This window comes from Xanthomonas indica (assembly GCF_040529045.1).
GTDB lineage: Bacteria > Pseudomonadota > Gammaproteobacteria > Xanthomonadales > Xanthomonadaceae > Xanthomonas_A > Xanthomonas_A indica.
Genome location: NZ_CP131914.1, coordinates 4,433,804 through 4,452,125, shown reverse-complemented (window position 1 = coordinate 4,452,125; position 18,322 = coordinate 4,433,804). Strand labels below are relative to the sequence as shown.

The 18,322-nt window shown below is 70.2% G+C and carries 12 protein-coding genes; 8 read left to right on the top strand and 4 right to left on the bottom strand.

Annotated features, from left to right (window positions below; all coding sequences use genetic code 11):
* The first annotated feature begins 196 nt into the window (after positions 1–196).
* Genes Q7W82_RS19080 through Q7W82_RS19070 form a run of 3 tightly spaced genes read left to right on the top strand, consistent with a single transcriptional unit; the run spans position 197 to position 3,361 of the window.
* Positions 197–901: a response regulator transcription factor gene (locus Q7W82_RS19080; RefSeq protein WP_242160960.1), complete on the top strand. Its 705-nt coding sequence runs from the start codon at positions 197–199 to the stop codon at positions 899–901.
* Positions 894–2,282 (top strand): sensor histidine kinase, encoded by a 1,389-nt coding sequence (locus Q7W82_RS19075; RefSeq protein WP_160945365.1) that lies wholly within the window; start codon positions 894–896, stop codon positions 2,280–2,282. The genes Q7W82_RS19080 and Q7W82_RS19075 overlap by 8 nt, the downstream gene beginning before the upstream one ends.
* Positions 2,283–2,290: 8 nt before the next feature.
* Positions 2,291–3,361, top strand: coding sequence for an ABC transporter substrate-binding protein (locus tag Q7W82_RS19070; RefSeq protein ID WP_242160965.1), 1,071 nt, complete (start codon positions 2,291–2,293; stop codon positions 3,359–3,361).
* Between the two features lie 16 nt (positions 3,362–3,377).
* Here Q7W82_RS19070 and Q7W82_RS19065 read toward each other — a convergent pair whose 3' ends face one another.
* Positions 3,378–6,512, bottom strand: a complete 3,135-nt coding sequence (locus Q7W82_RS19065) for a ligand-binding sensor domain-containing diguanylate cyclase (protein WP_242160961.1) — start codon at positions 6,510–6,512, stop codon at positions 3,378–3,380.
* A 303-nt stretch (positions 6,513–6,815) separates the two neighbouring features.
* Here Q7W82_RS19065 and Q7W82_RS19060 point away from each other — a divergent pair, with 303 nt between their 5' ends.
* Entirely contained in the window at positions 6,816–7,454 is a 639-nt protein-coding gene (locus tag Q7W82_RS19060; RefSeq protein ID WP_048490880.1) for a response regulator transcription factor, read from the top strand.
* 94 nt (positions 7,455–7,548) lie between these two features.
* Positions 7,549–7,899: a DUF5713 family protein gene (locus tag Q7W82_RS19055; protein WP_019796691.1), complete on the top strand. Its 351-nt coding sequence runs from the start codon at positions 7,549–7,551 to the stop codon at positions 7,897–7,899.
* 959 nt (positions 7,900–8,858) lie between these two features.
* Here Q7W82_RS19055 and Q7W82_RS19050 read toward each other — a convergent pair.
* Positions 8,859–11,504, bottom strand: coding sequence for a PAS-domain containing protein (locus tag Q7W82_RS19050; RefSeq protein WP_242160505.1), 2,646 nt, complete (start codon positions 11,502–11,504; stop codon positions 8,859–8,861).
* Between the two features lie 321 nt (positions 11,505–11,825).
* The gene (locus Q7W82_RS19045) at positions 11,826–12,998 is read right to left on the bottom strand and encodes a porin (protein WP_242160506.1); all 1,173 of its coding nucleotides are present in this window, start codon (positions 12,996–12,998) and stop codon (positions 11,826–11,828) included.
* A gap of 445 nt (positions 12,999–13,443) precedes the next feature.
* Here Q7W82_RS19045 and Q7W82_RS19040 point away from each other — a divergent pair, with 445 nt between their 5' ends.
* Positions 13,444–14,784: a dicarboxylate/amino acid:cation symporter gene (locus Q7W82_RS19040; RefSeq protein ID WP_160945360.1), complete on the top strand. Its 1,341-nt coding sequence runs from the start codon at positions 13,444–13,446 to the stop codon at positions 14,782–14,784.
* A gap of 149 nt (positions 14,785–14,933) precedes the next feature.
* Entirely contained in the window at positions 14,934–17,219 is a 2,286-nt protein-coding gene (locus tag Q7W82_RS19035) for an NADP-dependent malic enzyme (protein WP_242160507.1), read from the top strand.
* A gap of 463 nt (positions 17,220–17,682) precedes the next feature.
* Here the strand turns inward: Q7W82_RS19035 and Q7W82_RS19030 are convergent, their stop codons facing one another.
* Positions 17,683–17,922: a helix-turn-helix transcriptional regulator gene (locus tag Q7W82_RS19030; protein ID WP_040902394.1), complete on the bottom strand. Its 240-nt coding sequence runs from the start codon at positions 17,920–17,922 to the stop codon at positions 17,683–17,685.
* Positions 17,923–18,124: 202 nt separating this feature from the next.
* Here Q7W82_RS19030 and Q7W82_RS19025 point away from each other — a divergent pair, with 202 nt between their 5' ends.
* A complete protein-coding gene (locus tag Q7W82_RS19025; protein WP_010344507.1) occupies positions 18,125–18,322 on the top strand; it encodes a zinc-finger domain-containing protein in 198 nt (65 codons plus the stop codon).

Genomic DNA, 18,322 nt, shown 5'->3' with positions numbered 1-18,322 from the left:
ATTGGATCGGTCCGCCTGCGCATGCCGCGGACCGGCATGGACGCAGCCTAGTCGGGCGTAGCTGTCATCGACCTGTCGGCGGTGGGGAATCGGGAATCGAGAATGGGGAATCGAAAAAGCACGCTCCCGGATGCGCTAGGCTTCTGCCGTTGCTGTTTTCCATTCCCTATTCCCGATTCACCATTCCTGGCCCCGAATGCGCCTGCTCCTGGTAGAAGACAACGCCGATCTCGCCGATGCGATCGTGCGGCGCATGCGCCGCAGCGGGCATGCGGTGGATTGGCAGCGCGATGGCTTGAGTGCGGCCGGGGTGCTGCGCTACCAGCGCTTCGATCTGGTGGTGCTGGACATCGGCCTGCCGGGGCTGGACGGGCTGCGCGTGCTGGCCGGGCTGCGCGAGCGCGGCGATACCACGCCGGTGCTGATGCTGACCGCGCGCGACGGCATCGAGGACCGGGTGCAGGCGCTGGACGTGGGTGCCGACGATTACCTGGGCAAGCCATTCGATTTCCGCGAGTTCGAGGCGCGCTGCCGGGTGTTGCTGCGGCGCAACCGCGGCCAGGCCAGCGAGGTGGTGCAGCTTGGCGGTTTCGCCTTCGACAACGCCGCGCACAGTGTCAGCCTGGACGGCACGCCGATCGACTTGCCCAACCGCGAGTACCGCCTGCTGGAGATCCTGATCGGCCGGCTCGGCCAGGTGGTGGGCAAGGACGAGATCGGCAACGGCCTGTTCGGCTTCGACGACGAGGCCGGGCCGAACGCGATCGAGCTCTACGTCGGGCGCCTGCGCAAGAAGCTGGCCGCCGCGCCGCTGCGCATCGTCACCGTGCGCGGCGTCGGCTACAAGCTGGAGGCGGACGCGGCGCCGCCGGATCCGGCGGCAGCGGACGCCGATGGCTGAGGCCGCGCCGCCGGCGCCTTCGATCCGGCGCACGCTGCTGCGCTACCTGGGCGCGTTGTCGCTGCTCGGCGCGGTGGCGCTGTTCTTCGTGGCGCGCGATTACGGCCAGCGCGCCGCCAACCGCTCCTACGACCACCTGCTGGTGTCCTCGGCGCTGTCCATCGTCGATTCGGTGGCGCTGGCCGGCGGCCAATGGCAGGTGGACCTGCCGTACGCGGCGCTGGACCTGCTGGCGATGGCGCCGGAGGACCGGGTGTTCTACCGCGTGTTCGATGCGCGCGGGCGCACCATCACCGGCTACGACGACCTGCCGGCGGCGCCGTCGCTGCCGCGCGCCAGCGCACCGCCGCGCTTGTTCGACGCGGTCTACAGCGGCGAGCCGGTGCGCTTTGCGGTGGTGTCGCGGCGGGTGTCCTCGGCGGCGGCGCAGGACCAGGTGTGGGTGCAGGTGGGGCAGACCCGCCGCGCACGCGAGGCGCTGGCGCAGGACGTGGTGCTGCACGCACTGGTGGCGATCGCATTGCTGTCGCTGCTGGCGTTGGCGCTGGTCTGGCTGGGCGTATCGCGTGCCTTGCGTCCGCTGCGCACGCTGGAGCGCGAGCTGTCGCGGCGCGAACCGTCCGAGCTCAAGCCGGTGGCCGCGACCGCGCCGCAGGAGATGCAGCAGATGGTGGCGGCGCTGAACCGCTTCATGGCGCGCCTGGCCGGCAGCAACGAAACCTTGCGTGCGTTCATGGCCGAAGCCGCGCACCAGATGCGCACGCCGCTGGCGGCGCTGCGCGCGCAGGCGCAACTGGCGCTGGACGAGGACGACCCGCACGAGATGCGCCGCAGCCTGGAGGCGATCGAGCGCAATGCCACGCACATGAGCCGCCTGCTCAACCAGTTGCTCAGCGATGCCAGCGTGATCCACCGTTCGAACCTGCAACGCTATGCCAGCGTCGACCTGGCCGAGGTGCTGCACCAGGCGCTGCACGAGGCCGTGCCGCAGGCCGCGCCGCGGCCGCGCGTGCAACTGGCCGTCGCCAGCGAACCGGCGCTGGTGCGCGGCGATGCGCTGCTGTTGCGCGAGGCGATCAAGAACCTGATCGACAACGCCTGCAAGTACGGCGGCGATGGCCCGCTGCAGGTCGCGCTGACCTGCAATGCGCGCGACTGCGTGGTGACCGTGGCCGACCACGGTCCCGGCATCGCCGCGGCCGAGGCCGAGCGCGTGTTCGAGCGCTTCGTGCGCGGCGAGGGTGCGGCCGCTGGCGGCGCCGGACTGGGCCTGGCGATCGTCAAGCGCGTGGTCGAGGCCCATGGCGGCCGCATCGACCTGTCCAATCGCGTGGGCGGCGGCCTGATCGCCAGCCTGCACCTGCCGAGGTTGCATCCATGAGCCTGCCCATGCTGCTGTGCCGACTGCCGCTGCTGTTGACCGTGCTGCTCGCAGGCGCCGCGCTGGCCGCGCCCGGCGACGTGCGCCGCTTCCCGGCACAGGGCGCGGCCAGCGCGCAGCTGTGCATCCAGGGCTCGACCGACATCGAGGTGTTCGCCGCGGTGATCGGCGATTACCAGCGTCTGCATCCACAGACCGAGGTGGTGTACCAGGACGCGATCGCCTGGGACATCTACCAGCGCTATCTACGGCCGGGCCCGGGCCCGCGCTGCGCCGATCTGCTGATCAGCGCCAGCATGGACCTGCAGACCAAGCTGGTGAACGACGGCCACGCGCTGGCGCACCGTTCGCCGCAGACCGAGGCGCTACCGGCGTGGGCGCAATGGCGGCACGAACTGTTCGGCATCAGCTACGAGCCGGTGGCGATCGTCTACAACACCGCGCGGCTACCGGCCGCGCAGGTGCCGCGCACCCGCCGTCGCCTGCTGGAACTGCTGCGCGCACCGGGCCAGCCGCTGCGCGGACGCATCGGCACCTACGACGTGGAGCGCAGCGGCGTGGGCTACCTGTTCGCGACCCAGGACAGCCAACTCGGCAGCATGGCCGGGGCGCTGCTGGCGGCGATGGGCGACAACCAGGTGGTGCTGGAGGAGCGCACCGGCGTGCTCCTGGACAAGGTCGCGCGCGGCGAGCTGCTGCTGGCCTACAACGTGCTGGGCTCGTATGCACAGGCGCGCATCGATGCCGGCGCGCCGCTGGCGATCGTGCAGCCGGAGGACTACACCCTGGTGGCGCTGCGTACCGCGGTGATCCCGCGCGACAGCCCGCATGCGGCCGAGGCGCGATGTTTCCTGGACTACCTGCTGTCGCCACGCGGACAGCAGGTGCTGTCGCGCGAGGCGCGGTTGCAGCCGATCCTGCCGCGGCCGGGCAGGGTGGCCCAGGGGGGACCGGCCGCCGCCGCGGCGTTCCGCCCGATCGCGCTGGGCCCGGGGTTGCTGGTGTACCTGGATGCGCTGAAGCGGCGCCAGTTCCTGGACGCCTGGCGCAGCAGCATGCAGCAGGCACCGCCGCGCTGAGCGGCGGTGGCGGCGTTCAGCGCGCGAAGCGCGGCTGGCGCCCGGGCGAACACAGCACGCGCACGCTGTCGCCCAGTGCTTCCGGCGCGCCGCCGGCCAGCAGCGCATGCAGGCGCGGCCGGTCCGGCGCCGCGCCCGGTGCCAGCCCCACCCAGGCGTCCTTGCCGGCGCCCTTGGCGGCGTAGAGGCAGCGGTCGGCCAGGCCCACGCTCTGTTCCCAGTCGCCCAGCGCCGGCCACGCGGCAACGAACGGCCACGGTGCGAAACCGATCGAGCAGGTCAGGGTCAGTTCGCGCTCGGCCAGGGCGAAGCCCTGCGTCGCCACCGCCGCGCGCAGGCGTTCGGCCAGGTCGCTGGCGGCGTCCTCGCGCGGCAGGCGCGTGACCAGCAGGAACTCCTCGCCGCCCCAGCGCACCAGCAGGTCGTGCTCGCCGCACAGTCCGCGCAGGCGATCGGCGCAGTGCACCAGCGCGGCGTCGCCGGCCTGGTGGCCGTAGTCGTCGTTGATGCGCTTGAAGTTGTCCACGTCGATCATGAAGAAGTACAGCGCATCGGCGCTGCTGCCGTCGTCCAGCGCCGCCAGCAGGGCCGGGCATTCGCGGGCCAGCCAGTCCTGCAGTTCGCGGCGGTTGGCGACCTGGGTCAGCGGATCCAGGCGCGTGGCCGCCTGCAGGCGCGCGTTGCTCTGCAGCAGTTGCTGGTTGGCGCGTTCGAGCTGGCGGGTACGCTCGGCCACGGTCAGGTTCAGCAGTTCCACCATGTCGCGCTCGCGGTTGACCGTGCGTCGCACGCGATGCAAGACCAGCCCGAGCAGCGCCAGCCCCAGCAGCACGTAGCCGGCGTAGGCCAGCGGATGCCGCCAGGGCGGTGGCAGCACCTCGATCTGCAGCCGCCGCGCGGCGCCGAACTGGCCGTCGCGTCCGGCCGCTTCCACCACCAGGGTGTAGCGGTCCGGCGGCAGATGGCTGACCGAGAAATCGCTGTGCGCGGTCTGCGGATACACCCAGCCCTTCTGCAACCCGTCGACGCGGTAGCGCAGGCGCGCGGTGCCCGGCGCGGCGAAGTCGATCGCGGTCATGCCGAGGGTGAACACGTTGTCGCGGTGGTCCAGGGCGATGCGCTGCGCGTAGACCACATCGCTCTCGGCCTGGTTCTGGCTGCCGTTGCGGTCCTCGCCGGCATTGAGGATGCGCAGGTCGGTGAGCACCGCGCGTGCCTGCGGGCTGCGCAGCGGCAGACGCGTGGGATCGATCACGTCCACGCCCTGGGTGCCGCCGAAGTACAGCAGGCCGTGTGCGTCGCGATAGCCGCGGCCGCTGTTGTATTCCTGGTTCTGCAGGCCGTCGCGGCGGCCCAGGCTCTGCACGATGCGGGTGCGCGGGTCGAGCACGCTCAGGCCGTTGTTGGTGCTCAGCCACAGCCGCCCCTGCGGGTCCGGCAGGATGGTGTAGATGACGTTGCTGCTGAGGCCCTCGCGGTCGCTGTAGCGCAGTGCCACGTCGCGCTTGAGGTCGATGCGGTACAGCCCGCCGGAGAAGGTGCCCACCCACAGCACGCCGTCGTGTTCGTACAGCGACCACACCGAGGGATACAGGGTGCTGCCGCGCGGGCGGTAGGGCTCGGCGGGACGGCCGCTGCGCATGCGCCACACGCCGCAGTCGTTGCAGCCGATCCACAGCGTGCCTTCGCTGTCGCGGTAGACCCGGGTCAGGGTGTGTCCGTTCAGCGGTGCCCAGCGCGGATCGTTGCGCACCTGGCCGCCGACCACGCGGCTCAGGCCGCGGCGGGTGGCCACCCACAGCGTGTCCCCTTCCAGCAGCAGGTCGTTGATGTGCTCGTCGGCCAGCCCGCCCAGGCGCCGCAGTGCGCCGCTGCGGTCCAGGCGCCACAGCCCCTGGCGCGTGCCCAGCCACCAGCCGTCGCGGTCGGCGGCGATGCTGCGGATCGCCTGGCTGGCCAGTCCCGGCACCACGCGCCAGGCGGCGCGGCTGCCGTCGCGCAGCAGCAGCCCCTGGTCGGTGCCGATCAGCATGCGCTCGCCGTCGCGCCAGATGCTGCGCACGCTGCTGCTGGGCCAGTCGTGGGTGTCGCTGACGCGCTCCTCGTCGTTGCGGATCACCGCCGACAACGGCCGCACCCGGTACAGCCCGGCGGTGTAGGTGCCGATCCACCAGGTGCCGTCGGGGGCCTGGTAGAAGCGGATGATGGCGCTGTTCGGCGCTACGTCGAAGCTGAGCCGCTGCGGCGCATGCCGCGCGCTGTCCAGTTGCGTCACCGTGGCATTGGTGGTGCCGACCAGCACACGGCCATCGTGCAGCCGGATCAGCGCGCTGAGGTCGCTGCCGCCGGTCAGCAATTGCGCCGGCGTCCAGTGCGCCAGCACCGCGCCACGCGGATCGAGCTGGAACAGCCCGCCGCGCGCCGAGGCCAGCCACAGCCCTTCCGGGCCGGACTGCAGGCCCACGCATTCGTCGATGCCGGGCGGCGCCGGCAGTGCCTCGCGCGCGTCGCGGCTCAGCCGCCACAGCCGGCATTGCCGGTCCAGCGCCACCGGTTGCTTGCCGTCCGGCATCCAGGTCAGGCCCACCACCGGCGCATCGCCGCCCAGCGGACGCGCCCGCTGCAGGTCGGTCTCGACCCGGTCCGCACCGCGTTCGGTGCCCAGCCACGCGCCGCCCTGCGGATCGATGAGGATCTGGGTGATGCGGTTGTGCGACAGGCCCTGCTTCGCGCCGAGGCGGTGGTGTTGCCAGGTGGCCAGCTCGATCACTTCCAGGCCGGCATCGTTGGTGCCCAGCCACAGGCGGGTGCCTTTCGGCTCAAAGCCGAGGCTGTCGATGCTGCTGCTCAGCAGGCTCTGCCGGCTGTCGCTGCCGAGTTCGCGTCGGTAGGCGCGGAACAGATGTCCGTCGAAGCGGTTCAGGCCCTCCTGCGTGCCCACCCACAGGAAGCCCTGGTCGTCGCTCTGCAAGGCGTTGATCGACAGCTGCGACAGGCCCTCGTCCAGGCCGAAATGCTCCAGGCTGCTGGGCAGGTCGTCGTCGTTGGCCGTCACCGCGGCGGCCGCGGTCGGCGCCAGCGCCAGGCACAGGGGAAGGCAGCGCGCGGCCAGCGGCAGGCGGCCCAGCAGGTTGGAGAGCGAGACGATCACGCCGTCTTATCGGCCATTGTGGTGCCGGTCTTGAATACGCGGCCGTCGGCGTCTTGCCGTTGGCGGTGGCGGGTGGGCGCTTGCGATGCGTGTGTCCAGTGCGCAACGCGCCGAGCTGCGCCGGGTGACGCGCCAGCGTTGACATCCCGCAGCTCGACCATGGCCGCCACCGGCTGCGTCGCTGACCGATAGGCTGCACGCACGCTCGGCATCCATCCGCGCCGCACGTACACTGCATGTCCTGCGCGCTGTCCGCGCCCACCCGACGCCGCGTTGCGGCGTCTTGCCAGCCGCCTCACGCCCATGGATGCCCCGACGATCCTGGTCGCCGACGACCACCCGCTGTTCCGCGCCGCCGTGCTGCACGCGCTGCGCCAGGCCTTGCCGCGCGCCCTGGTGGTGGAGGCGGCCAGCGCCGCCACCCTGGACGCCGCACTGGCCGCGCAGGCCGATGCCGACCTGATCCTGCTGGACCTGGCCATGCCCGGCGCGCGCGGCTTCTCGGCCCTGCTGCACGTGCGCGGCGAGCGTCCGGACGTGCCGGTGGTGGTGATTTCCTCCAACGACCACCCGCGGGTGATCCGCCGCGCGCAGCAGTTCGGCGCGGCCGGCTTCATCCCCAAGTCCTCGCCGGCCGAGACCATCGGCATCGCGGTGGCGGCGGTGCTCGACGGCGGCACCTGGTTCCCGCCGCTGACCGCGGCGCGCTCGGAGGCCGACGCGCAGCTGGCCGCGCGCCTGGCGCAGCTGACCCCGCAGCAGTTCCGGGTACTGCTGTGCCTGGCCGACGGCCTGCTCAACAAGCAGATCGCCTACGAGCTGGGCCTGGCCGAGAACACCGTCAAGGTCCACGTCACCGCGATCCTGAAGAAGCTCGAATGCCACAGCCGCACCCAGGCGGCGGTGCTGGTGAAGGCGCTGGAGCCGGAAGGCGAGGCCTGAACCGGGCGCCGGCGGGGGGCGTTTTCCGCGGCGCCCGGATACGCGATGCTATGCGCCGATGCCCGCGCCCCCTGCGGGCGGAGACCACTGGACCATGCCCACCACGACCATCCGCAACGAGCAGACCGCCCACTATCCGTTCCTGCAGGAGATGCTGGACGACGACTACTTCCCCCCGTCGCTGGTCGGCAAGGGGCAGAAGATCCTGCTGCGGTTGTGCGAGGCGATCGAGGCGCAGGAACCGGCGGACCTGGCGGCGCTGTACCGGCTGACCCATGCCGCCACCGAGGAGTTCAACAAGCTGGCGCTGGAGTTCGAGGCCCACGACAGCGAGATCGAGACTTCCGCGCGCGAGAACATCGGCGTGGATTTCCTGCACATCGCCAAGGCCTACGGTTTCGAGGACGCCGACGTCGAAGAGCTGATCGCCCCGCGCGAGTGGTAGACGCCTCGCTGCGTAGCCGACCCTCACCCCAACCCCTCTCCCGGCGGGAGAGGGGCTAAAGCGCGACGCTCCGGCTCTTCCTTCTCCCCTCGGGAGAAGGTGCCCCGCAGGGGCGGGTGAGGGTACGGCAGCCAGGGGCCCCTCCCTCAAGGGCAATGGTGAGGATGGCTCGCCAACTCGTGAGGTCTTGCGTGGCGCTGCGCGCCCCGACCCTCACCCCAACCCCTGTCCCGGCGGGAGAGGGGCTAAAGCGCGACGCTCCGGCTCTTCCTTCTCCCCTCGGGAGAAGGTGCCCCGCAGGGGCGGATGAGGGTGCGGCAGCCAGGGGCCCTCCCCTCAAGGGCAATGGCGGGGATGGCTCGCCAACTCGTGAGGTCTTGCGTGGCGCTGCGCGCCCCGGACCCTCACCCCAACCCCTCTCCCGGCGGGAGAGGGGCTAAAGCGCGACGCTCCGGCTTTTCCTTCTCCCCTCGGGAGAGGGTACCCTGCAGGGGCGGATGGGGGTGCGGCGGGCAGGGGCTGCTTCACCGCCAGGGCAGCGGCGAGGCTGAAGCGCCAACTGCGGTGAGGTCTAGCGTGGCGCTGCGCGCCCCGGACCCTCACCCCAACCCCTCTCCCGGCGGGAGAGGGGCTAAAGCGCGACGCTCCGGCTCTTCCTTCTCCCCTCGGGAGAAGGTGCCCCGCAGGGGCGGGTGAGGGTGCGGCGGCCAGGGGCTGCTTCACCGCCAGGTCAGCGGTGAGGCTGGCTCGCCAACTGCGATGAGGTCTTGCGTGGCGCTGCGCGCCCGGGCCCTCACCCCAACCCCTCTCCCGGCGGGAGAGGGGCTAAAGCGCGACGCTCCGGCTTTTCCTTCTCCCCTCGGGAGAAGGTGCCCCGCAGGGGCGGATGAGGGTACGGGCGCCAGGTTTCCCCAGCCGCCAAAGTACCGCGGCCAGACATCCAGCCTCCACAACACGCCTCACCCACGCCGCAGCAGCATCTGCGTCATCAGCGCGCGCAGGGCCGGGGCCCGGACCGGTTTGGCCAGGAAGCCCCAGCCGCGTTCCTGCGCCAGGGCGCGCAACGCCGGATCGGCTTCGGCGGTGATCAGGATCACCCGTGGCTCGGCCTGCCAGCGTGCGCACAGCTGCGCGAACAGGCTCGGGCCGTCGCGGTCGCCCATGCGCACGTCCAGCAGCACCAGTTCGGGCGCCTGCGCCGGCTGCGCCGTGGCCAGGGCCTGCTCCGGGCCGGCGGCCAGTTCCACCTGGCAGGCCCAGCGCGTCAGCAGGGTGCGGCTGGCCTCGCAGACCCGCGGGTCGTCGTCGATGCACCACACGCGGCAGCCGTGCAGGATCGGGTCGTCGCCGTTGTCGCTGGCCATCGCCGCCGGCGCCTGGCGTTGCGCCGCAGCGGCATCGCCCAGCGGCACGGTCACCGAGAACACGCTGCCGCGGCCCAAGTGCGAGCGCAAGCCGATGCGATGGCCGAGCAGGCGGCCGATGCGCTCCACGATCGCCAGGCCGAGGCCGGCGCCGCGGTCGTTGGCGACGCCGTCGCCGAGCCGGCGGAATTCCTCGAAGATCTCCTGCTGCAGGGCGTCGGGAATGCCCGGCCCCTGGTCGTGGACCTCGATGCGCAGTTGCGCGCCCTCGCGCCGGCAGCCCAGCAGCACGCGCCCGCGCGGGGTGTAGCGCACTGCGTTGGACAGGAAGTTCTGCAGGATGCGCCGCAGCAGGGTCGCATCGCTGCGCACCGTGGCGCGGGTCGGCACATAGTCCAGGCGCAGGCCGCGACCTTCGGCGACGATGCCGAACTCGCGCGCCAGGGTCTGCAGCAGCGGATCCAGCGCCAGGTCCTGCACCTGCGTCTTCAGCGTGCCGGCCTCCAGCCGCGAGATGTCCAGCAGGCTGTTGAGGATCGCATCCTGCGCGGCCAGCGCATTGTCGACATGGTCGGCGATCTGCCGCGCATCGGCGTCGTGCAGCTTGCCGCGCAGCGCCGAGACGAACATGCGCGCGGCGTTCAGCGGCTGCAGCAGGTCGTGCACCGCCGAGGCGACGAAGCGGGTCTTGTAGCGGTTGGCGTTCTCTGCCTCGCGCTTGGCCTCGGCCAGGTCGTGGGTGCGTTCGGCGACGCGGTGCTCCAGCGCGTCGGCCAGCGAGCGCAGTTCGCGCGCGGCGTTCTTGTAGCTGGTGATGTCGGCGTAGCTGGTGACGAAGCCGCCGTCGGGCAGCGGATTGCCGCGGATTTCCAGCACCGTGCCGTCGTCCTTCTCGCTCTCGCGCATGTGCGGGCGGCCGCTGCGCAGGTGGTCCAGGCGGCGCTGGATGGCCGCCTCCACCGGGCCGGGGCCGAGCAGGCCGCGGCGCGCGTTGTAGCGGAACACGTCCTCGATCGGCCGGCCGACGCGGATCAGTTCCGGCGGAAAGCGAAAGATCTCCAGATAGCGCGAATTCCACGCCACCAGGCGCAGTTGCGCGTCGATGATCACCACGCCCTGCGGCAGGTGCTCCAGGCTGCGGCTGAGGCCGGTGTCGGCCTGCTGCGCGGCCTGCACGATGCCGTCCTGGGCGGTACGCAACTCCTGCGCATGCTGTTGCAGCAGCGACTCCAGTTCGCGCCGGCTGCGCTGGCGCAGCCGCGCCAGGCGCTGGCGCTGCTGGAACAGCAGGCCCAGGAACGACAACGCCAGCCAGATCCCGGCCGCGGCCAGCGCGGCGGCGCGGCCGGCCGCGCGGCTGCCGCCGATGTCGTGCAGCAGGTGCAGGCGCCAGCCGCTCTCCGGCAGCGCCATGCTCTGCCACAGCAGCGGCGCCGGTTGCGCCGGCGTGTCGATGCGCATCACCTGGCCACCGTCGTCCAGCGTCTCCAGCACCCGCCGTTGCGCCGGCAGCAGGGTCTGCTGCGCGTACTGGCGGGTGGCCAGCAGTTCGTCGCGCTCGTGCGCGCTGAGCGGCTGCAGCTGGCGGTAGCGCCAGACGTCGCGGCTGGACAGGAACACCACGCCATGGCGGTCGCTGACCAGCACCACGTCGGGCACGCGCAGCCATTCGTGCTCCAGCGCGGCCAGCTCGATCTTGATCACGATCACCCCGAGCGGACGCCCGCGTGCATCGAGGATCGCCTGCGAGAGGAAGTAGCCGGGCACGCCGGTGGTCATGCCGATGCCGTAGAAGCGGCCCTTGCCCTGCGCCAAGGCCTGCTTCACGTACGGGCGGAAGCTGTAGTCGGCGCCGACGTTGCTGCTGGCGAGGCGCCAGTTGCTGGCGGCCAGGGCCACGCCGTTGGCGTCGATCAGGGTCAGGGTCGAGGAGCGGGTGACGTCGTTGGCACGTTCCAGTTTCAGGTTCAGTTGCCGCTGCGTGGCCGCGTCCAGCGGGTGGGTCAGGGCGTCGCGCAGTTCCGGATCCAGCGCCAGCACCTGCGGCAGGGTGCGGTAGCGATCGATGCGCTGCTGCAGGGTCTGCGCATACAGCTCCAGTTGCTGGCGCAACTGCACGCTCTCGGCGCGCAGGGCGCGCTGCTCGGCGACGTGCTGCGCCGACAGCATCGCCAAGGCCATACCGCCGACTATGACGACCAGCAGCAGGACGAGGCGGCGATGGCGCAGGAGCGAGGGCATGCGGAAGAATGCGGCGACCGGGGCCGCATCAGCTTAGAGGGTGCGATGCCGTTTGCGGCATGCGCTGGCGCTGGCCGGTGTCGCGGATCGCCTGACGAGAGGACCCGGCCCGGTCAGGCCTGGACGGCAATCGCGTCAGCGAGTGTTGCCGGTGGCGACCCGCGGATACGCCGCGGACACGCCGTGGACGGCGAGGCCGGCGTGCACGCGGGCCGTCGGCATCGCCGGCGACCCGCGCTGCGGTTCCTTGCACGGTCGCTGCGGCTGGCGCCGCAGTACGCACGCCGGCCGATCGCGTCGGATCGGCCAGCGTGCGACGGCTCAGAACTGGACCTGGGCGCGGACGTCCAGCGAGTTCGGCTTCAGGTGCACGCCGGCGCGTTCGGCATCGGCGCGCACGTAGTTGACCTGGAACTTGAAGTGGCTGGTCAGGTACCAGTTGGCGCCGAAGGTCCAGTCGTGCTGGCGGCCGCCGAGCACGGTGCCGTCGTCCAGGTCCAGGCGGCTGTAGCGCGCCAGCAGCTCGACCGCGCCGTAGGCGTTGGCCGGCTTGATGTTGCCGACGTTGCCGGCGCTGTACGGCCGCGATTCGCCGGTCAGCACGTAGCTGGCGAACACGTACTGGCCGTCGGCGGTGTAGTCGGGGCGGCCGTTGTCGCGGGTCACATCGGCGCGCAGCGCCTCGCCCTGCATCGAGAACGGACCCTTGATCCAGATCGCCTCCAGGCCGGTGCGGCGCACCTGGTCGACGTCGACCAGCGTGCCGGAGTCGATCAGGCGCACGTCGGTCAGGCCGGCTTCCGGACGCGCGCGGAAGCGCGCGCGCGGGCTGAAGCTCACGTCCAGGCCGTTGTGGTAGCCGCGCGGATTCTCCTGCGAATAGGCCAGGCCCAGGTGCAGCACGTCGCCCTCGGCCTTGAACGGGGTCCACACGCCGCGCACCGCCTGGGTGGTGCCGGGGTTGTCGCCCTGCAGGTCCTTGCCGCCGTAGGCGCCGGCCTGCAGCAAGTATTGCGGACGCTCGAAGGTCCACTCCACGCCGGTGCGGCGGCCCTGGTAGATCGCCTGCACCGGCAGCGCCACTTCCAGGAAGCTGTCCGCACGCGAGCTGGTCACGCCTTCCAGGCCCACCGGCACCTTGATGTAGCCCAGTCGCACCTTGCCGTAGTCGGCGCCGAACAGGGCCTTGGTCTCGAAGCGGAAGAACACGTCCAGCCACAGCTTGGACTGGAAGTCGAAGTACACCATCGCGTCGTACACGCCCTTCTTCTTCAGCGTGGCGCCGAATTCCTTGCGCCGGAACGCGTTGTCGTCCTCCAGGCGGCCATCGTCGTTGGAGAAGTTGTTCCAGTCGTAGGCGTAGTTGCCGGTCACGGCCAGTTCGGTGCCGTCGTTGAAGGCGACCTTGGTCGGCCAATTGTCGAAGTTGTTCGCGGCGACGGCGGGAGCGGCGGCGGTCAGGCCCAGCGCGGCGAAGAGAAGGGTGTGGCGCATGATGGAGTCGTCTCGGTAAGGAATGAAGGCGCGGCAGTCCCCGGCCGGGCTGGTGGTGCGATGGCGCGGGCAGTGCGGTGGCGGGTCGCACGCGAACGGCGAGGCCGCCGCGATGCGGACACGGTGCCGGACGTAATTGCCCCCTGCATGCAATAGCGGACGCGCCCGGCCGTTCTTTACGGCGATGTTGCAATTCCTGCGGCGCCGCCTCCCCTGAGGACGCGCTGCGATGGCGACGGCGCCGCCACATGCCGCGAGGGCGGCGTCCGTAGGCGGCGTTGCGTGACAGCCCTTCCGTGAGCGTACCGCGCCACTGTAACCGCGTCGACATGGCCAGGCGCCGGGCCTAGTACCAATAGGTTATCTGCTTAGACGCCGGCGACGGGTACAAAGGCAGCATTCCGCGACCCGCGTCGGGTGGGCGGACCGTCCCGGAGCGCAAGCCATGCATATTCCAACCTCGCCGGCGGGTCACGCGCCCCGGCATCTGCCGTTCTACCGGCAGCTGTACTTCCAGGTGGTGGTCGCCATCGTCCTCGGCGCCATCCTCGGCCACTTCGAGCCGGCGTTCGCCGAGAAGCTCAAGCCGCTGGGCGACGCCTTCATCAAGCTGGTGAAGATGATCATCGCGCCGGTTATCTTCCTGACCATCGTCACCGGCATCGCCGGCATGACCCACCTGAAGACGGTGGGCCGGGTGTTCGCCAAGGCGATGGTGTACTTCCTGTTCTTCTCCACCCTGGCGCTGATCGTCGGCATGATCGTCGCGCACGTGGTGCAGCCCGGCGCCGGCATGAACATCAATGCCGCCGACCTGGACCAGAGCGCGGTGCACAGCTACGTGGAGAAGTCGCACGAGCTGACCCTGGTCGGCTTCCTGATGGACATCATCCCGAAGACGCTGCTCAGCCCGTTCGTCGGCGACAACATCCTGCAGGTGCTGTTCGTGGCGGTGCTGTTCGGCGTGTCGCTGGCGATGGTGGGCGAGCGCGGCAAGCCGGTGCTGAACCTGCTGGAGGCGCTGGTGGCGCCGGTGTTCAAGCTGGTGCACATCCTGATGAAGGCCGCGCCGATCGGCGCGTTCGGCGCGATCGCCTTCACCATCGGCAAGTACGGCGTGGGATCGCTGGTCAATCTGGCCTGGCTGGTGGGTTCGTTTTACGTGACCTCGCTGCTGTTCGTGCTGGTGATCCTGGGCGCGGTGGCGCGCCTGTGCGGCTTCTCGGTCCTCAAGCTGATCCGTTACCTGAAGGCCGAGCTGCTGCTGGTGCTGGGCACGTCCTCGTCCGAATCGGCGCTGCCCTCGCTGATGGAGAAGATGGAAAAGGCCGGTTGCCAGAAGTCCGTGGTCGGCCTGGTCGTGCCCACCGGCTATTCGTTCAACCTCGACGGCACCAACATCTACATGACCCTGGCGGCGCTGTTCATCGCCCAGGCCACCAACACCGAACTGACCCTCGGCCACCAGATCGCGCTGCTGCTGGTGGCGATGCTCAGCTCCAAGGGCGCGGCCGGCGTGACCGGCGCCGGCTTCATCACCCTGGCGGCGACGCTGGCGGTGGTGCCGGAAGTGCCGGTGGCCGGCATGGCGTTGATCCTGGGCGTGGACCGCTTCATGAGCGAGTGCCGCTCGCTGACCAACTTCATCGGCAATGCGGTGGCCACCGTGGTGGTCTCGCGCTGGGAGAACGCGCTGGATCGCGACCGCCTGCGCATCGCCTTGAACGGCGGCGAAGAATCGCTGCCGGATGTGACGGTCGATCCTGTCGCCACCCCGACCCGCTGAGTTCGCTGCAACCTGGACGCGCCGGCACTGCCGGCGCGTCGCGTTTTTCCCGGTGCCCGCGGCCCTGGTGACAGCCGCCAGACAGGACCGCTCCTGCTGCTGGGGGTAGAATTCCGGGCCTCCGCGCCTTTCGACAAAAGAAGCCCTCGATGTCAAACGACGATTTCAAACAGGCCGCCCTCGACTATCACCGCCAGCAACCGCCGGGCAAGATCAAGGTCTCCGCGACCAAGCCGATGCTGACCCAGCGCGACCTCTCCCTGGCCTATTCGCCGGGCGTGGCCTTCGCCTGCGAGGCCATCGTCGCCGACCCGAAACAGGCCAGCGAACTGACCGCACGCGGCAACCTGGTGGCGGTGATCAGCAACGGCACCGCGGTGCTGGGCCTGGGCAACATCGGCCCGCTGGCGTCCAAGCCGGTGATGGAAGGCAAGGGCGTGCTGTTCCAGAAGTTCGCCGGCATCGACGTGTTCGACATCGAGATCAACGAGAACGATCCGGACAAGCTGGTCGACATCATCGCCAGCCTCGAGCCGACCTTCGGCGGCATCAACCTGGAAGACATCAAGGCGCCGGAGTGCTTCATCGTCGAGCGCAAGCTGCGCGAGCGCATGAACATCCCGGTGTTCCACGACGACCAGCACGGCACCGCGATCATCGTCGGCGCGGCCGTGCTCAACGCGCTGGTGGTCACCGGCAAGAAGATCGAAGAGGTCAAGCTGGCCACCACCGGCATGGGCGCGGCTGGCATCTCCTGCGTCAACATGCTGGTCTCGCTGGGCCTGAAGCCGGAGAACATCCTGGCGCTGGACCGCGACGGCGTGATCCACACCGGCCGCACCGACCTGGACCCGGACAAGGCGCGCTACGCCCGCGATACCGACAAGCGCACCCTGGCCGAGATCGTCGAGGGCGCGGACATCTTCCTGGGCCTGTCGGCCGCGGGCATCCTCAAGCCGGAGATGGTGGCGACGATGGCGCCGCAGCCGGTGATCTTCGCCCTGGCCAATCCCAATCCGGAAATCACCCCGGAAGCGGCCAAGGCGGTGCGCCCGGACGCGATCATCGGCACCGGCCGTTCGGACTACCCGAACCAGATCAACAACGTGCTGTGCTTCCCCTACCTGTTCCGCGGCGCCATCGACGTCGGCGCCACCGGCATCAACGAGGAGATGAAGATCGCCTGCGTCAAGGCGATCGCGGCGATGGCGCGGCGCGAGGCCTCGGACCTCGGCGCGGCCTACGGCGGCGAGACGCCGAGCTTCGGCCCGGACTACCTGATCCCGCGGCCGCTGGATCCGCGCCTGCTGGTCGAACTGTCCTCGGCGGTGGCGCAGGCGGCGATGGATTCGGGCGTGGCCACGCGGCCGATCACCGACATGGCCGCCTACCGCGACAAGCTCAGCCAGTTCGTCTACCGCACCAGCCTGATGATGAAGCCGGTGTACGACCGCGCCCGCGCCGACAAGCAGCGCGTGGTGTACGCCGAGGGCGAAGAGGAAGTGGTGCTGCGCGCGGTGCAGAGCGTGATCGACGAAGGCCTGGCGTTCCCGATCCTGATCGGCCGTCCCGACGTGATCGAGGCGCGCATCAAGCGCCTGGGCCTGCGCATCACCGCCGGCGTGGATTTCGAAGTCACCAACATCCACGACGACCCGCGCTTCAACGACTACTGGCAGTACTACCACGCGCTCACCGAGCGCCGCGGCGTCACCGTCACCGCGGCCAAGGAACTGATGCGCTCGCGGCCGACGCTGATCGCGGCGGTGATGGTCGCGCGCGGCGAAGCCGATGCGCTGCTCACCGGCGTGGTCGGCCGCTTCCACAAGAAGCTCGGCTACGCGCGCAGCGTGATCCCGCTGGAGCCGCGGGTCAGTTCGACCTCGGCGATGACCGGCGTGATCAACCAGCAGGGCGCGTTCTTCTTCGTCGACACCCACGTGCAGGAAGATCCGAGCGTGGAGCAGATCGTCGAGGCCACGCTGCAGGCCGCCTATCGCCTGAAGCTGTTCGGCATCGAGCCGAACATCGCGCTGCTGTCGCATTCCAACTTCGGCAGCCACGATTCGCGCGACGCGCTGAAGATGCGGCAGGTGCGCGAGGCGCTGCTCAAGCGCAAGCCGGAACTCAACATCGACGGCGAGATGCAGGGCGACACCGCGTGGGACGAGGCGCTGCGCAAGCAGATCATGCCCAACAGCACGCTGAAGGGCCGCGCCAACCTGTTCGTGCTGCCGAACCTGGAAGCGGCCAACATCGCCTACAACCTGGTGCGCGTGTTCACCGATGGCGTGGCGATCGGCCCGATCCTGATGGGCATCTCCAAGGCGGTGCACATCCTCACCACCAGCGCCACCTCGCGCCGGGTGATGAACATGACCGCGATCGCCGCGGTCGACGCGCAGATCCGCAAGCAGCTCGAAGCGGAGAAGTAAGCCGCCGCAGCGGCCTCCGCTGCACACCGGCCCGCGCGACAGCGGCGCCGGTGTGGTGCAGGCGCTCCGGCACTGCCGCGGGGCGCACACCTCGCCCGCTCGGCCGCCTGACTGCCTCCCGGCCGCTCCAATGAGGGGTACGTGCGTTGTGCGCGAACTCGACGCGCCAGGGGCGTGGTTGGGGGGGGCGTGCCTGGAAAAGGCGTGCGCGAGCTGGCTGGAAAAGAAGGGGGGGCGATCGCGCGCGTGGATCAGCGTCGGAGTAGCGCGGCAGCAGTCAGGGCGTCTTCGTTGTGAGCGACGCCGATTCGCAACGGGTCAAAAGGCGGGGCTGAAAACGCTTTCATACGCAGGCGACAAGCAGTGTCGCAGTGCCATTCGCGCCATCGTGCGCAGCCGGCACGCGGGCCGCGCGGGGTCAAGCCGGGGCACGGGGAGCGACGCCAGTGGCGCCGCGCCGCACTCAGGCCATGCGCTTGCCTACCGGCAACGGCAGGCTGTCGCCGTCGGTCTGGTTCAGCTTGGAAGGCTTGCCAGTCAGCAGCACATATGCGTCGACGCCAGTAAGTTCGGCGATCTTCAGCAAATGCCGGGCATTGGGGACCGAACGGTTGTTCTCCCAATGACCCAGCGTGCTATGCGCCACGCCCAACAAGGCGGCAAGCTCGCGCAGTGTGAAACCGGCATTTCGCCGCGCCTGCATCAAACGCACACCTATATCCACGAGACACCTCAAAGCGGCATGTCGGCGCCGCGTGACACCAGCATAGTGCTGCGTTCGTCCTGCATCAAGCGAATAGGAAAGGCGCGTGAAAGGACCTCGTCGCGGTGGCCCCGGGAGACCCGCGCCGGGCCCGGGGCGGGCTGCTAGAATCGCCTGTCCCCTTCGCCGTGTCCCCACCGCCATGAGCCATACCGCCACCGCGCCCGCCAACGCCCAGACGCGCTACGAGGTGCGCCGCGCCGACCTGCCGCTGAGCTGCCCGACGCCGGAGATGGCGCTGTGGAATTCGCACCCGCGGGTCTACCTGCCGATCGAGGACGAGCCCGGCCTCGAAGCCAAGTGTCCGTACTGCGGCGCGGTCTTCGTGCTGGTCGACTGA

What these genes read in the sequence shown, in the direction of transcription:
- Q7W82_RS19075 (WP_160945365.1), top strand. Translation starts at nt 894, where the DNA reads ATGGCTGAGGCCGCGCCGCCGGCGCCTTCGATCCGGCGCACGCTGCTG.
- Q7W82_RS19055 (WP_019796691.1), top strand. Translation starts at nt 7,549, where the DNA reads ATGCCCACCACGACCATCCGCAACGAGCAGACCGCCCACTATCCGTTC.
- Q7W82_RS19025 (WP_010344507.1), top strand. Translation starts at nt 18,125, where the DNA reads ATGAGCCATACCGCCACCGCGCCCGCCAACGCCCAGACGCGCTACGAG.
- Q7W82_RS19080 (WP_242160960.1), top strand. Translation starts at nt 197, where the DNA reads ATGCGCCTGCTCCTGGTAGAAGACAACGCCGATCTCGCCGATGCGATC.
- Q7W82_RS19040 (WP_160945360.1), top strand. Translation starts at nt 13,444, where the DNA reads ATGCATATTCCAACCTCGCCGGCGGGTCACGCGCCCCGGCATCTGCCG.
- Q7W82_RS19035 (WP_242160507.1), top strand. Translation starts at nt 14,934, where the DNA reads ATGTCAAACGACGATTTCAAACAGGCCGCCCTCGACTATCACCGCCAG.
- Q7W82_RS19070 (WP_242160965.1), top strand. Translation starts at nt 2,291, where the DNA reads ATGCTGCTGTGCCGACTGCCGCTGCTGTTGACCGTGCTGCTCGCAGGC.
- Q7W82_RS19060 (WP_048490880.1), top strand. Translation starts at nt 6,816, where the DNA reads ATGGATGCCCCGACGATCCTGGTCGCCGACGACCACCCGCTGTTCCGC.
- Q7W82_RS19045 (WP_242160506.1), bottom strand. Translation starts at nt 12,998, where the DNA reads ATGCGCCACACCCTTCTCTTCGCCGCGCTGGGCCTGACCGCCGCCGCT.
- Q7W82_RS19050 (WP_242160505.1), bottom strand. Translation starts at nt 11,504, where the DNA reads ATGCCCTCGCTCCTGCGCCATCGCCGCCTCGTCCTGCTGCTGGTCGTC.
- Q7W82_RS19030 (WP_040902394.1), bottom strand. Translation starts at nt 17,922, where the DNA reads ATGCAGGCGCGGCGAAATGCCGGTTTCACACTGCGCGAGCTTGCCGCC.